The 14,539-nt window shown below is 67.5% G+C and carries 15 protein-coding genes; 13 read left to right on the top strand and 2 right to left on the bottom strand.

Annotated elements, in window-relative coordinates:
- Window positions 1–35 precede the first annotated feature (35 nt).
- From G6N56_RS06305 to G6N56_RS06270, 8 genes are read left to right on the top strand one after another with little or no spacing between them, the layout of a single operon-like run.
- On the top strand, window positions 36–917 hold the full coding sequence (locus G6N56_RS06305; RefSeq protein WP_085258587.1) for a fumarylacetoacetate hydrolase family protein: 882 nt from the start codon (window positions 36–38) through the stop codon (window positions 915–917).
- Window positions 918–1,613: a GntR family transcriptional regulator gene (locus G6N56_RS06300; protein WP_085258588.1), complete on the top strand. Its 696-nt coding sequence runs from the start codon at window positions 918–920 to the stop codon at window positions 1,611–1,613.
- Window positions 1,614–1,646: 33 nt separating this feature from the next.
- A complete protein-coding gene (locus G6N56_RS06295; protein ID WP_085258589.1) occupies window positions 1,647–2,039 on the top strand; it encodes a RidA family protein in 393 nt (130 codons plus the stop codon).
- On the top strand, window positions 2,036–2,908 hold the full coding sequence (locus G6N56_RS06290) for an alpha/beta fold hydrolase (RefSeq protein WP_085258590.1): 873 nt from the start codon (window positions 2,036–2,038) through the stop codon (window positions 2,906–2,908). Before G6N56_RS06295 ends, G6N56_RS06290 begins: the two co-directional genes overlap by 4 nt.
- Window positions 2,905–4,347, top strand: coding sequence for a metal-dependent hydrolase family protein (locus G6N56_RS06285; protein WP_232069221.1), 1,443 nt, complete (start codon window positions 2,905–2,907; stop codon window positions 4,345–4,347). Before G6N56_RS06290 ends, G6N56_RS06285 begins: the two co-directional genes overlap by 4 nt.
- Window positions 4,344–5,888 carry a sugar ABC transporter ATP-binding protein gene (locus G6N56_RS06280; RefSeq protein WP_085258591.1) on the top strand — a complete coding sequence of 515 codons (1,545 nt, stop codon included), beginning with the start codon at window positions 4,344–4,346 and terminating at the stop codon, window positions 5,886–5,888. Before G6N56_RS06285 ends, G6N56_RS06280 begins: the two co-directional genes overlap by 4 nt.
- Window positions 5,885–6,934 carry an ABC transporter permease gene (locus G6N56_RS06275; protein ID WP_085258592.1) on the top strand — a complete coding sequence of 350 codons (1,050 nt, stop codon included), beginning with the start codon at window positions 5,885–5,887 and terminating at the stop codon, window positions 6,932–6,934. The genes G6N56_RS06280 and G6N56_RS06275 overlap by 4 nt, the downstream gene beginning before the upstream one ends.
- A gap of 46 nt (window positions 6,935–6,980) precedes the next feature.
- Window positions 6,981–7,994: a sugar ABC transporter substrate-binding protein gene (locus G6N56_RS06270; protein WP_158090774.1), complete on the top strand. Its 1,014-nt coding sequence runs from the start codon at window positions 6,981–6,983 to the stop codon at window positions 7,992–7,994.
- A 16-nt stretch (window positions 7,995–8,010) separates the two neighbouring features.
- Here the strand turns inward: G6N56_RS06270 and G6N56_RS06265 are convergent, their stop codons facing one another.
- Window positions 8,011–8,895, bottom strand: coding sequence for a LysR family transcriptional regulator (locus G6N56_RS06265; protein WP_085258594.1), 885 nt, complete (start codon window positions 8,893–8,895; stop codon window positions 8,011–8,013).
- Between the two features lie 118 nt (window positions 8,896–9,013).
- On the opposite strand from G6N56_RS06265, the gene G6N56_RS06260 reads away from it, so the two are divergent.
- From G6N56_RS06260 to G6N56_RS06245, 4 genes are read left to right on the top strand one after another with little or no spacing between them, the layout of a single operon-like run.
- Complete coding sequence (locus tag G6N56_RS06260) at window positions 9,014–9,976, top strand: quinone oxidoreductase family protein (RefSeq protein WP_085258595.1); 963 nt, start codon at window positions 9,014–9,016, stop codon at window positions 9,974–9,976.
- A gap of 15 nt (window positions 9,977–9,991) precedes the next feature.
- Window positions 9,992–10,870, top strand: coding sequence for a dioxygenase family protein (locus G6N56_RS06255; protein WP_085258596.1), 879 nt, complete (start codon window positions 9,992–9,994; stop codon window positions 10,868–10,870).
- Complete coding sequence (locus G6N56_RS06250; protein WP_085258597.1) at window positions 10,870–11,412, top strand: carboxymuconolactone decarboxylase family protein; 543 nt, start codon at window positions 10,870–10,872, stop codon at window positions 11,410–11,412. The genes G6N56_RS06255 and G6N56_RS06250 overlap by 1 nt, the downstream gene beginning before the upstream one ends.
- Before the next feature lie 15 nt (window positions 11,413–11,427).
- Window positions 11,428–11,973: a carboxymuconolactone decarboxylase family protein gene (locus G6N56_RS06245; protein ID WP_085258598.1), complete on the top strand. Its 546-nt coding sequence runs from the start codon at window positions 11,428–11,430 to the stop codon at window positions 11,971–11,973.
- 14 nt (window positions 11,974–11,987) lie between these two features.
- Here the strand turns inward: G6N56_RS06245 and G6N56_RS06240 are convergent, their stop codons facing one another.
- On the bottom strand, window positions 11,988–13,004 hold the full coding sequence (locus G6N56_RS06240; protein ID WP_085258599.1) for a TIGR03617 family F420-dependent LLM class oxidoreductase: 1,017 nt from the start codon (window positions 13,002–13,004) through the stop codon (window positions 11,988–11,990).
- Between the two features lie 80 nt (window positions 13,005–13,084).
- Between G6N56_RS06240 and G6N56_RS06235 the strand changes: the two genes are divergently transcribed.
- The gene (locus G6N56_RS06235; RefSeq protein WP_085258600.1) at window positions 13,085–14,503 is read left to right on the top strand and encodes a serine/threonine-protein kinase; all 1,419 of its coding nucleotides are present in this window, start codon (window positions 13,085–13,087) and stop codon (window positions 14,501–14,503) included.
- Window positions 14,504–14,539 lie beyond the last annotated feature (36 nt).

The following is a 14,539-nucleotide window of genomic DNA, read 5'->3' as shown; positions in this document are numbered from 1 at the left end:
TCTGAGATTGAAACACCGATGAGGAGGCGCCACCCGTGAAGTACGTGTCGTTCGCAGGTCCGACCGGCGTTGTCGCCGGAGTAGTGCGCGGAACGGATGTCATCCCGTTGCCCGGCGGGGACGCCGTCGACTGGACCGGCGAGCCGGTGGGGTTGCTCTCGCACATCGCCAAGGGCGAGCCCGTGGGGCAACTGGACAGCGCGGGCGCGCTGCCACTCGACGAGGTGACCCTCGTCGCCCCGATTCCGGCCCCCCGGCGCAACATTCTCTGCGTCGGCCTGAATTATGTCGAGCACACCAACGAGTTCGACAAGTCCGGCTACAACGCGACACCGGGCGACGGGCTGCCGGACCGGCCGGTGGTGTTCACCAAGGCACCCGGCTCGGTCATCGGTCCCGGAGATCCGATACCCGCACACCGATCCCTCACCCAATCCCTGGATTACGAAGCGGAACTCGCGGTGATCATCGGCGCGGGCGGTGCCGATATCAGCGCCGATGACGCCATGTCCCATGTCTGGGGCTACACCATCATCAACGACGTCACCGCCCGCGACCGACAGCACGATCACCGGCAGTGGTTCCTCGGCAAGTCCCTCGACGGGCTGTGCCCGATGGGCCCGTTCGCCGTGACCGCCGACGAGATAGACCACCGCGAACTGCTCGTCGAGAGCCGGGTGAATGGGGAGCTGCGACAGAGCGCGAAGACGACCGACCTGATCTTCGATTTGCCCGAACTCATCGCCACGATCAGCGCCGGCATGACGCTGTTGCCGGGCGACATCATCGCCACCGGCACGCCCCCCGGAGTCGGCATCGGATTCGACCCGCCGCGGTTCCTGCGTCCAGGTGACGTGGTCGACGTATCGATCACGGGGCTCGGGACTCTCACCAACACCGTGGCGGGGGAGCAGTAGGTGTCGGCGACCGTCTCCATCGACCGACAGGGCGGGACGGGCATCGCGCCGATAACCCGCAGCGGCACCGTGCGCGACGCCGTGCGCGACGCCCTGCGCGACCTCATCATCGGCGGTAGCCTGCCACCCGATGTCCCGCTGCGGCAGGACGAACTAGCCGCCCGGCTGAATGTGAGCCGCACGCCGCTACGGGAAGCTTTGCACGCCTTGGCCAGTGAGGGACTGGTGACCCTCGACCCCCGCCGCGGGGCGATGGTGTCCAGGCCCACGCCGCAGCAGCTGCTCGACCTCTACCAGATCCGTGAGCAACTCGAGGTGCTCGCCGGGCGCCTCGCCGTCGCGGCGGCACGCACCGAACACGTCGACGACATCGCCGCCCTCAACAACCGGATGGCCGAGGTCACTGATCCCGTGCTGTGGGCCGCGCTGAATCAGCAATTCCACACCCGCCTCTACGAGCCCTGCCCGAACAAGGAGCTGCTCAACATGATCGGCGCACTCGCCGAACGCTCGAAGTTCTACGTGCGCATCCTGGTATCGAGCAGACCGCCCGCAGACAGCGCCCTCCACGAGCACCACATGATGCTGGCCGCATTGCGGGTCCGCGACGGCGACGCCATGGAAACGGCGATCCGAAACCATCTGCGCTCGACCGTGCAGCAGGTGTCACCCGCCCTGTCGAGCGAGTGCCCGTAGCCCGGAAACATCTGGAAGAAGGAGCAAGAGACGATGGCAGTAACTTACGTTCCCACGGTTGAAGGCCTGGGCAAGTTCGGAGATTACTCACCGGTGTCCATCGCCGGTGGGCTGGTTGCCGTGGCCGGCCAGTTCGGCACCGACGGCACCAGCCCCGAGGATCAAGTGCGCGGTGCCTTCGACAACGTCGGCAGGGCGCTGGGCGCCGCCGGGCTCGACTTCGGCGACGTCATCAAGTTCACCACCTACGTCGTCGGCCGGCAGACCATTCCGGCGTTCATGGCCACCCGCAAGGAGGTGTTCAAGCGAATCTACCCCGGCGGGGTGTACCCACCGAACACGCTCCTGGTCGTTGCCGGCCTCGTCGAAGAGCGGTTCGTGGTCGAGATCGAAGCATTGGCGCGCACCCGGGACCTCGTGTTATGAGCCCCGGCCTACCGTTCACCCACGGCCGCGACCAGGTGATCTCCTATCCCGTCACTGCGGCCGGGATCCGGACTCGTGTCGTCGAATCCCTCGACGGAACACACCCGTTAGTGTGCCTGCACGGCGTCGGATCGCGCGCCGACCGCTTCATCCCGGTGGTTCCGGGCTTGGTGAGAGCCGGATTCCACGTCTACGTCATCGACTTTCCGGGCCACGGATTTGCCGACAAGCGACCCGAAATCGACTATCGGGCCCGCGGATTCGCCGAATTCGTCGCCGCGGTGCTGGACACGCTCGGGCTGGCCAATGTGACCGTTGCCGGCACCTCGCTCGGTGGTCACGTGGCCGCCAGGCTGGCCTGCGACCGCCCCGACCTGGTGTCCAACCTGGTGCTGATCGGAACCATGGGAATCTCGAAGCTGGCCGAGGAAGACAAGGTGGCCCCCGGGAACGTCGCGGACGGCAGCGTCGAGGCGGTGCGCCGCAAGCTCGAATTCCTGGTATCCGACCCCGCGGCGGTCACCGATGCGTGGGTCCGTGAAGAATCGATGATCAACTCGTCGCAGGGAGCGCGCGACGCGCTGATGACGGCGGCCGCCGCGCTGAACGCCGAGGCTAACGACGACCGACAGGGCGAGCGACTCCTCCTCGAGCGTCCCGGGCTGCCCACGCTGATCGTCTGGGGCGAGAACGACCGCTGGACGCCGCTGCCGATGGGCTTGGCGGCCCACGAGGAGCTACCCGGGTCGGTGCTGCGCGTGATACCGGGCTGCGGGCACGCACCGTACTTCGAGAACCCCGACGCCTTCGTCACCGTCCTGCGCGAATTCTTCGCTGCGGCAGCGGTAAGGACCACCGGGGGTGCGTGATCGCTGACACCTGGCTGTTGATCGAAAACGGCACCGTCGTCGACGGTGATGCCAGCCCGCCGCTGACCAACTGCGCGGTGCTGGTGCACAACGCGCGCATCGCGAAGATGGGCAGCATCGACCCCGAAACCGACATTCCGCGCGGCGCCAACATGGCGGTCATCGATGCGACCGGCAAGACGGTGATGCCGGGGCTCATCGACATCCACTGCCACATGACCTATGGGCTCGCACGCACCGAGGAAGAGATCTCTATCTACACGCCACCCGAGTTGCGGACGTTGATCGCGGCGGCGAACGTGGAGAAGGTCCTGGCCGCGGGCGTCACCAGTATCTCCCAGCCCGGCGGCAGCTACTTCATCGGCGTCGGGCTGCGCGAGGGGATCCGGCAGGGGCTGGTGCACGGGCCCCGCATGACGACCGCCGGTAGGTATCTGACCACGAGCAACGGCCTGACCGACTGGTTTCCCGACGCCACGGGAAACCCGGAGTCCAGCATTGGCAAGCTGACCAACACTGCCGCGGAGATGGTCGACGAGATCCGCCGGCAGGTCAAAGCCGGGGTGGACCTGATCAAACTGGCCGACAGTCCCTACGGCGACTTCCAGGCTTTCACCAACGACGAGATGAAGGTCTGCGCCGATCTGGCCCACCAGCTGGGCAAGAAGATCACCATCCATGCCCGCGGCGCCGCGGAGGTGCGTGCGGCGGTGGCAGCCGGCTTCGACCACATCATGCACGGCAACTACCTCGACGACCCGACGATCGAAGCGCTTGCGGAAAGCGGAATTCCGCTCGCCCCAACGCAACTGTTCATGCATCACATCGTCGAGTTTGCCGAGATATCCGGGCACCGAAGGTCTATTGTCGACGCGACCGCGCGGATGAACGAGGCCACCATGGACAGCCTGCACCGCGCCTATCGCGGGGGAGTGAAGTTCGCGATGGGGACCGACAGCGGCTTCGCCACCGTTCCTTACGGCCAGTTTCACGCGCGCGAACTCGAGATCCTGATGTTGTACACGGGTATGCCGGCGGTCGAGGCGATCCAGGCGGGCACCAAGCACGGAGCCAACGCGGTCAACCTGCCCGGCGACGTCGGGGTGCTGGCGGAGGGCAAGCTCGCCGACATCCTCGTCGTCGACGGGGACCCGCTCGCCGACATCCGCGTGCTCTACACGCCGGGCAAGATCACACACGTTGTGCTCAATGGCGTTGTGCAGACTTTCCCGGAGGACATCCGGACCCGGTTCATCCGCAACAACTATCTGCCACACGAATACGGCTGGGAACTGTTGACCTACGAACGGGTCTTCGAAGGTGGCGAGTTGCCCAAGACGCAGCTCGACTGGCCCAAGGACATGCGCGCCGACGTCGTCAACGACGTCCGCAAGTATGGCAAGGCCGCCGCCCAAGCGATCGGGCCGGCGGCGGAATGAGCGGTCCGCGAACCGAGCCCGCCACCGCGAACCGGTTCGGTGTCCGGGATCTGACCCAGGCTTATTCGGGCGTGCAGGTGCTGCGCGGCGTCGACTTTCAGCTCACGACCGGCCAGATCGAAGCCCTGATCGGGGAGAACGGATCAGGCAAGTCCACGCTGATCAAGGTGCTCACCGGCGCGATGCGGCCCACCGGCGGAACCCTGTACCTCGACGGCAACCCGGTGTCGTGGTCGTCGCCGCAGGACGCGCATGCCGCGGGTGTCGCCGTTGTTCACCAGAACTACAACCTGTTTCCCGACATGTCGGTGGAACACAACCTGTTGGCGGGAGCGCGTCGTCCCCCGCGCAGCGCGAAGGCGCTCGGTGCCGTGGACCACGTTCGATGGCGCGACCGGGTGCTCCGGGCGTTCGATGCGTTGCAGGTCGATCTTGACCCGCGCATCACCGTCCGGGCGCTGGGGCCCGCCGAGCGCAAGTTCGTCGAGATTGCCCGCGCGATGCTGTTCAACCCGCGGTTCCTGATCCTGGATGAACCGACCGCAGCCATGGAACCCGCTGCGGCGAAACGGGTTCTGCGGATGATGCGGACGCTGCGCGACCGGGGGCTGGGCCTGGCGTTCGTTTCACACCGCCTCGACGAGGTGGTCGCGACGGCCGACGGAATCACCGTGTTACGTGACGGCGCGCGGGTAGCCCGGCGGCCGGCGGTGGGCCTGACGACCAGGGAACTGGCGACGATGATGATCGGCGACCGGTCGGCACAATCGGCGCCGCGTCGCTCCTCGCGCGCCGGCTCCGACGTGCTGGTGGCGTTGCGCGGAGTCCGGGTCGGTAACACCCGCGGTGGTGTCGACCTCGACGTCCACGCGGGCGAGATCCTCGCGGTGACGGGTCTGCCGGGCTCGGGCGCGGAGGCGCTCGTCGCCATGCTCGCCGGTGACGTCCCGCTGCCCGGGACGTGCCGGCTCGGGGGAAAGCCCGTGCGGATCAGCAATGTACGAGACGCCCACCGGCACGGCGTGGGATTGATCCCCGAAGATCGCAAAGGCCGTGGCCTCGTGGTGGGGCAGTCGTGCGCGTTCAACGTCTCGCTGGCGTCGTTCGGGCGGGTCTCCCGTTACGGCTGGCTTTCGCGGCAGCGCCTGCTCCGTCGCGCGGAACACTACCGGGACCTGCTCGGCATCCGAATGGCCGCCCCCGACGTCCCCGTCGCCACCCTGTCGGGCGGCAACCAGCAGAAGGTCATGATCGCCAAGCTGCTGGCCTCCGAGGTGCGGGTGATGGCGATCGAGGAACCGACCCAGGGCGTCGACATCGGTGGCCGCGCCCAAATACACGACTTGCTCGGCGATTTCGCCGACAAGGGCAACGCGGTGCTGCTGTACTCCACCGATTTGGCCGAGGTGCTCGCCCTCGCCGACCGGATCGCCGTCTTCCGCCACGGCCATCTCGCCGAGCTGTGGCCCGCATCCGAACTCGACGAGCGTGATCTGGCCGCGCGAGTCGTCGGCGTGGTGACCGAAGGGACACATCGATGAGCGCGTTACCAACAAATCGGGCACTCGCCTTGGACGACATTCTCGACAGGGCCTTCGTGCCCGTCGTGCTGGTTGCGTTGGTGACCTACCTGGGATCGACGAATTCGGCGTTCCTCTCCCCGGTCAACATCACCAATGTCCTTACGCAGGCATCGATTTTGGCGATCGTGTCGTTCGCCATGACCTTCGTCATCATCGCCGGACAGCTCGACCTGTCGGTGGGTACCGCCTCGGCGCTGATCAGTGTCGTCGGGGCAACGGTCATCGTTCGGACCGGCTCCGCCGTTCTCGGGGTCACCGTGTGCCTGCTCCTGGGGCTCTTGATCGGGTCGGTCAACGGCGTCGTCGTCACGCTGCTTGAGGTGCCATCGTTCATCGCAACCCTGGGCACCATGATCATCGCGTCCGCGGTCGCGCTCGCCCTCACAAATGGGGGAGTCGTCACGGGGCTGCCGGCCGCGTTCTCGGAAGTCTCGACGCTGCGCGTGGCGGATCTGCCCGTCGTGGTGTGGATCGCGGTGATGGTGTTCCTGGTGCTGCATTGGGTGCAGCGCCAAACGGTATTCGGGTATCAGGTGATCGCGGTCGGTGGGAACCGGGAAGCCGCCCGGCTGTCGGGGATCGCCGTCGGTCGGATCACGATGTTGGTCTTCCTGATCTCCGGTCTGGCCGCGGGGCTGGCCGGGATCGCGCTCCTCATTCGTGTCCAGTCGGGCCAGCCCAATGCCAACGCCACTCTGGCGCTGGAGGCGATCGCCGCCGTCGTCGTCGGCGGTACCAGCCTCAGCGGGGGCCGCGGATCGATCGTGCGCACCCTATGGGGTGTGCTGCTCATCGCCGTGCTGCGCAACGGGCTTGAGATCAGCGGCATCAACGAGGATTACAAGAACGTGGTGGTGGGTGTCGTCCTGATCGTGGCGGCCTCGGTCGACTTCCTGCGCCGGCGACTGGTGCGGTCCCGCCGCGGATCGGCGGTGCCCGGTACGGATGCCGCCGCCGAAGATTCGACGGCCGCTCTGTCTCAACCCGTCACCGCCGACGGTTGAGGCTCACACCTCCGCACCGCGCACCCTAATCTGCAAGGAGCGTCACATGGCAACGCCTGGCATCACGAAACGGGCTGCGACGCTGGCCGCGTTGACCTGCCTGCTGGCCGGTTTGACCGCCTGCTCGCACGTGACGGGCACGGGGGCGGGAGCCGTCGTGGGCTCTGGGGCGCCATTGCGGATTGCGATGAACGTGTACTCGCGGACGCTGCCCTATTTCCAGAACATCATCCGCGGCGTCCAGGATGTCGCCCGCGCCGACGGCCACACCACCGTCGACGTCACCTACGGCGACACCGACCCCCAACTGCAATTCGAACAGCTCGAGAACGCGCTGAGCACCCTTCCCAACGGCCTGATCGTGCTGCCGGTCGACCAGTCGGCGCTCATCCCGATGGTCCAACAGGCCGCCGGCAATGGCGTGCCCGTCGTGACTCTGGCCAACGATCTGGACAAGGCGGGCCACAAGTTCCAATTGGCATACGTGGGCCAGAATTATGTCGACGTCGGCCGGCAGAAGGCGCATTTCATCGTCGACGCGCTCAACGGTCGCGGCAGTGTGGGCTACATCCACGGGATCCGCGGCCTGACATTCAGCGAGCAGCAGGCCCAAGGCGCGATGGAGGTGTTCAAGACTGCCCCCGGGATCACCGTCGTCGACGGGCCGTACGCCGGGCAGTTCAGCTCGGATGCCGGTCTGCGGGCGACGGAGAACCTGCTCACCGCCAACCCGGCCATCGACGCGCTGTACTTCGACAACGACGACATCGCGTTGGGGGGCATCCTCGCGGTCCAGCAGCGGGGGCGCCCCATGGACGGCATCGTGATCATCGGCACCGACGGCGGCCAACCCGCGCTGAACGCCATCGGCGCAGGAACGCTCGACATGACGATCAGCTTGTGTGGCTACGCATCAGGCCGCACCGCCGCGGCCGCATTGATCGACGACCTGCGGCACGGCAACAAGCCCAAGGACCACTTCATCCCGGTCGACGCGCTGGAGATCACGAAGTCGAATCTTGAACAGGCGCAAGACGAGATCACGGCGGGCAAGTGCTGACCCCGCGGCAGGCACCTCAGCTGCCGACGTGCCGGGTAATGGTGTCGACCAACGCGCGCACGGCCCGGCTGCCGCTTTGGCCCGAGGCCGATGCCAACGACAGCGTCCACGTCATCGACGGGTGCAGCGGCACCGCGTGCAGGTCGGGAAACCGGTCCGCCGCGCTGGTGGGGAGCACGGTGGTCGCGAGCCGGTGCCGGACGAGTTCGGCCGCGATCGCATAGTCGGCGACCTCGTAGGCGTTGACGGGCCGCGCTCCGGCATCGGCGAAACCGGTGTCGAGGCGCTTACGGATTCCCCAGCCTTGCGGGAAGTGAATGAAGTCCGCGCCGTCGAGATCGGAAAGCTGCACGCGGCGGCGATCCGCCAGCGGATGCTCGGGGTCGCAGACGAAGACCATCGGTTCCTCGGTCAATCTCAGGAGGTTTACCTGACTGGATGGTGGGGACGGGGTCGAAACCAGCGCCAAGTCCATCCGCCCGGCGGCGATCGCCTCCAGATGGCCGGCCGAGCCGGTCAGGCTCTGCCGCAGCCGAACGCTGACCAAGGGGTTGCGGCCGCGGAACTCTTCGAGTGCGGTCGCCAGATCCAATGTGCCCCAAGACATCAGGGTGCCAATGGTGACCGTCCCCGCCAGCTGGCCGCGGTAGTCCTGGGCCGTGGAACGGGCCCGCTGAGTGGCGAGGATGACGTTCCGCGCCTCTTGCAGGAAGGCTTCCCCGGCGGCGGTCAGCGCGATCTGCCGCCTTGCGCGGTCGAACAGCTCGACGCCGAGTTCCTTCTCCAGCTTGGCCACCGCCGCCGAGAGCGCCGACTGGACGACATGGATTCGTTGAGCCGCTCGCGAGTAGCTCAGTTCGGTGGACACGGCGACGAAGTACTCCAACTGTCGCAGCTCCATTACGGCAATCTATCGCAGTGCGCGATACGTGTCATCATGATTGACCGTTGGACGCGATCATAAATCGGGTGTTGCCTTGATGTCATCGACCGGACATCATCGGTGCACAGGAGGCGTCATGCGGGCTCTGCGTTTCGACCAGTTCGGTGACCCCGCCGTCCTGCGGGTCATCGACACACCGGATCCCCTGGGCGAAGCGGTGATTCGGATCCATGCGGCGTCGGTCAACCCCTCGGACGTCAAAAACGTTGCCGGACTGATGGAATGGACGCGGTTACCGCGCACCCCAGGCCGTGACTTTGCCGGTGTGGTTGTCGGCGGCCCGGCGCAGTGGCTCGGCGCCGAGGTGTGGGGCACCGGGGGAGACACCGGGTTTACTCGGGACGGCTCTCATGCCGAACTGATAGCGGTACCGGTAGAGGCACTGGCGCGCAAGCCCGAACGCCTCAGCTTCGACGAGGCTTCGACCGTCGGCGTGAACTTCGTGGTCGCCTGGTACGGCGCCGTGCAGACGGCACTGCTCACCCGGGGGGAAACGATCGCCGTTTTCGGCGTTTCCGGCGGTGTCGGCGGTGCGGTTGCCCAGATAGCCCGGGCTGCGGGCGCCACGGTGATCGGCGTGGATCGGCGCAAGCCCGCTCCGGGCACCGCCGCGGCGGCCGTCATCGACCAGTTCGTCGCCATCGAACCCGGAGTGAACGTCGCCGCCGAAATCCGGCAGCGGACCGGCGGCGCGGGCGCGCAGGTCGTCTACGACGCCGTCGGCGGGATAACCACCCCCGCGGCGCTGGCCGCGGTCGCCCCCCGAGGTCGGCTCATTGTGATCAGCGTCGTCGGCTCCGACACCGTGGACATCGACCTAAGGGCGCTGTACCACAACGAAACCCGGATCCTAGGTGTCGACAGCACGAAACTCGATCTCGTGGAGTCCGCTCGCGTGTTGCGGCAGCTGGCACCCCACTTCGATTCCGGGGATTTTCAGCCCCTTCCCGTCGCCGCCCGATACCCCCTCGGCGAGGCGCGGGAGGCCTACCGTGCCGTCGCCGGCGGCATTGCCGGCCGCGTCGTGATCAACCCGTGAGAAAGGCGTCAACCTATGGCAAGCAACCTGACCGAGGAAACCCTCACCGAGGCGGTGCAGCGGACGTTCGACACGTCCGCCGACGCGCGGTTTCGTCAACTCATGGTCTGTCTGGTGCAACACCTGCACGACTTCGCCCGTGAGGTGCGACTGACGGGGGAGGAGTGGTTTTACGCGATGGACTTCGTCGAACGACTGGGCAAGATCTCCACGCCGACCCGCCAGGAGGTGGTGCTCGCCTCCGACATCCTGGGCCTGTCCATGCTGCTGGACACCATGAACAAGAGCCCGGGTGGATCGGCTACGGACTCGGCCCTGCTCGGGCCGTTCTACGTCGAGGGCCGTCCGAGGGCCGACAACAGCGACGACATCTCCAACGGCGTGGCGGGCACACCGATGTTCGTCACCGGACGGATCCTCGACGAGCGGGGTGAACCGATCGCCGGAGCGCACGTGGACACCTGGCACAGCGACGGCGCGGGCTTCTACGACGTGCAGCAGACCGACAAGCTGCACAACGAATTCGCCATGCGCGCGCTGCTGACTACCGACGACGAGGGCCGATTCTGGTACCGCTCGATCACGCCTCGCTACTACCCGGTCCCCACCGACGGTCCGTGTGGCGAGATCTTGGGGGCCGCAAACCGTTCCATCATGCGACCACAACACGTGCACTTCTGGTTCCACGCCGAGGGGTACCAGCCGCTGATCACCCAGCTGTTCCTCAAGGACGACCCCTATATCGGCCGCGACGCCGTGTTCGCCGACCAGACCTCGCTGCACGCCGACTTCGTGCGGCACGAGCCCGGCACCGCACCCGACGGAACGGCGGTCGACGAACCATTCGTCACCCTGGACTGGACCTTCACCCTTGCAACGACAGGAGCCGAATGATGACCCGAGTTCCCCTCGCCGACCTGCAGCGGCAACCCGAACCCATCCGCGGGTGGGCGGCTCGACACGGCAACATCAACGTGTTTCGGTTACTCGCCAACGCCCCGAACGTTTTCGGCGGATGGACCCAGATGGCTGACGACTTGTTCACCAGTCCGACCTTCGAGGAACGCATGCGGGAACTGATTGTCTTGCGGGTGGCCCACCTGCAGGCCTCACCCTACGAACTCCTCCACCACCTCGGTCGCGCGCGCGCCGCGGGCCTGAGCGACCGTCAGATCAACGCCGTCGCCGGCGGCGCCCCGCTCGATGCCGCAGGGCTGCGCCGGGAAGAGCGCACGGCGCTCGAGGTCACCACCGAGTTGTGCACCACCCACCAGTTGAGCGATGAGACCTTCGCCGCCGCCCACGGCATGTTCGGCGACGAGGCATTCACCGAGTTGCTGATGATCATTGCCTTCTACTACGGGCTGGCCTTGGTGATCAACGCGGTCGACCTCGACCTCGACGCCACCGCCCGCTTCGAGCCTGGAACCCCGTAGGGAGGAAGACGACCCGTGACCCGAATCGCATACCGCAGGCCCGAAGACATGGAGGGGCGGTCCCGCGAATTGACTGAAGAGCGCGGCAATCTCAACGTCTACCGCGCCCTGGCCAATGCGCAACACGCATTCACCGGCTGGATGTTGGCCGGACGCGACGCGCTGGTCAGCCCGGTGATACCACGGCGGTTGCGCGAACTCGTCATCCTGCGCACCGCCTACCTCATGGAGTGCCGTTACGAGCTGGGCCAGCACCGGGACATCGCGCGGACCGCCGGCGTCGAGCGCCGCGAGGTGGAGGCTGTGGCCTCCGAGTCTGATTGGGAAACAGCGGGGTTCGACGTGGTCGAGCTTGGGGTGCTGTATCTGACGACCGAGCTGGTGACCACCCGCGGAGTCGGTGAGCCGCTATTCCGCCGCGTGCACGACGCACTCGGCACCGAGGCCACCGTAGAAGTGTTGATGATCATCAACCGGTACGCCGGGCTCGCGCTGATGCTCAATGCCCTCGACGTCGACCTCGACGCGACCGCCAGGCTGATCACGCCGCGAACCGACTGATGCCGCTTGGAGGGTCAGGCCCGTAACCGGCGCGCGATTTCGCCATACCGCTCGAAACGGTCGTGGTCGCCGCCCAGGGCGTTGTACAGCACGAGCCGTGTAGCGACCCCGGCGTACTTCTCCAACAGCGCGCCGGCCAGGCCGTCCCAGGTCGACTCGGTGGCGAACGCGGCGATGTGCTCGTCGGTGATCTGGGCCGCCATCCCCTTGAAGTCCCCGGCCTTCTGCTTCTCGCGGATGCGGGCGGTGGTGCCCTCGAACCCGGCCTCGTCCCAGATGAACGCGTAGTTGGGGGTGCTGCCGTAGAAGGCCATGCTGGCGCGCACCGACTCCCGTTCGACGGCGCGTTCCTCGTCGCTGTCGCCGACGATCGTCAACGCAGGCACGATCACGGCGATGTCCGAGGCCAAGCGTCCCGCCTTCGCCGCGCCCTCGGCGACGTTCGGCAGGACGTGACGCTTCAGGTAGCCGGTCCAGCCGATCGGGTGCACGTGCACCCCGTCGGCCACCTCGCCCGCCATCCGCAGCATCCACGGATTAACCGCGGCCACATCGACTTTCGGGTCGGGCGCGTCGATGGGTCCTGCGCTCCATTGCGGGGTGATGAAGTCGAGGTCGTAGAACTCGCCGTGGTGGTCGAGCGTGCCGGTGCGGAACGCCGAGAAGCACGCTTTGACCGCACGCACGTAGTCGCGCAGCCGCGGGCCCGGCCGTTCGAATGGCATCCCGTAGCGGCGCACCACGTGGGTGCGGACCTGGGTGCCGAGGCCCAGGCGGAACTTGCCGCCGGTCGCCTCCTGCAGCTCCCACGCCGTCGCCGCGGTGACGAAGGGGCTGCGCGGAAACGCGACCGCGACGCCGGTGGACAACTCGAGCCCCGGTGCGGCCTGCGAGGCCACGGCCGCGCTGAGGTAGGCCGTGCGGCCGGTCTCGGTGAACAACAGCCCGGAATAGCCCGCGGCCAGCGTCCGCTTGGCCAGGTCGCTGACCTGCGTCAGCGGCTGCGGGACCGTCATCGCGTCGACGTGCATCACCGAACGGTACTTCGCCGCGGGTTACCCGAGGCCTCGAGATGGGAACCCATAGTCGAACGCAGCGAAAGGATCGTCATTTGTCGTCGCCGCAGCCCGGTTCCCGTCTCGCCAGCCCGTTCGGACCCTACGAACTGCGGTCGCTGATCGGCGTGGGCGCAACGGGAGAGGTGCATCGAGCGGTTGACACGCGGCACGACCGGGTCGTTGCGCTGAAAGTGCTGCGGCCCGAGCTGGCCGCCGACCCGAGGTTCCGGGACCGCTTCCGCCGCGAGGTCCACGTCACGGCCCGCCTGCGGGAACCGCACGTGCTGCCGGTGTACGACTTCGGCGACATCGACGGCGTGCCGTTCGTCGCGATGCATCCGGTCGACGGTGGCAGCCTCGCGGAGCTGCTCCGCGCGCGTGGCCCGCTCGAACCCAAATGGGCGGCCGCGATGGTCGGGCAGGTGGCGGCGGCGCTGGACTCCGCGCACGCCGCCGGACTGGTGCACGGGGACGTGCGGCCGCAGAACGTGTTGCTCGCTTCCGACGACTTCGCGTACCTCGCGGACTTCGGCATCGGCGCCGGGCCGGGCGCCCACACGGCGCCCGAGCGGTTCAGCGGTGGTCGGGTGGGACCCGAGGCCGACGTGTACTCGCTGACGAGCGTGTTCTATGAATGCTTGACCGGCGCAACGCCTTTCGTGTGTGACGACCTCGCCGAACTGAAAGACGCGCACCTGTATGTGCCGCCGCCGCGGCCGAGCATCATGCGCCGCGGCATCGACCGCGAGTTCGACGGCGTCATCGCCCGGGGCATGGCCAAACCGCCCGGGGCGCGGTACTCGTCGGCGGGCGAGCTGGCAGAAGCGGCCAACGCGGCGGCGTGGTCCGTACCGCCGCCCGCGAGGTCGCCCACTACGCGCCCGTTCACGGCGATGTACCCGAACCCCGACGACACCGGCTACAGCCCGTATCCGGTGATTGCCGCGGAGACCGCCGCGGCACCGTCGACACTCGGCCGCGGCCCCCGGGTCGCGGCCGGGGCGGCCGCGGCGCTGCTGGCGGTGGCGGCCGTCATCGCGGCGGTGGTGATGGTCGTCGGCAACCGGCACGGCCCGCCGCCCGGCACGGTGTCCGCGTCACCCCCGTCGACCGCGCCGGCCTCCGCGACGCCGACGCTGTCACGGCCCGTCTCCGGCGCCGACGGGCTGGGCTTCGTCGGACACACCGCCCGCTGCGACCCCGGCAACCCGCCGGCCGCGGTGCTCCGAACGTCCCTGTCCCTCGTGGTGGTCTGCAGCACCGGACCCAGCAGCTTCTACTACCGCGGCGAACGGATACGCGATGGCGCCCACATCCAATTGGCCGATGTGGTGCGCACTTCCGGCGGATTCGACGCCACCAACCCGTCCGGCGGGGTCCATTACGAGGTGCGCCCCGAACGGCTTCGGATCATCAGCAACGGCCACGTCGATTCGTCGGAGGCGGCGCTGGAGTACGCCTCCGCCGCTTAGGTTCGTCGACGTTCTCGCCGCCGCCCCGAGAGAACC

Source organism: Mycobacterium saskatchewanense, from assembly GCF_010729105.1.
Taxonomy (GTDB): Bacteria; Actinomycetota; Actinomycetes; order Mycobacteriales; family Mycobacteriaceae; genus Mycobacterium; species Mycobacterium saskatchewanense.
This window is presented reverse-complemented; position numbering and strand designations above follow the sequence as displayed.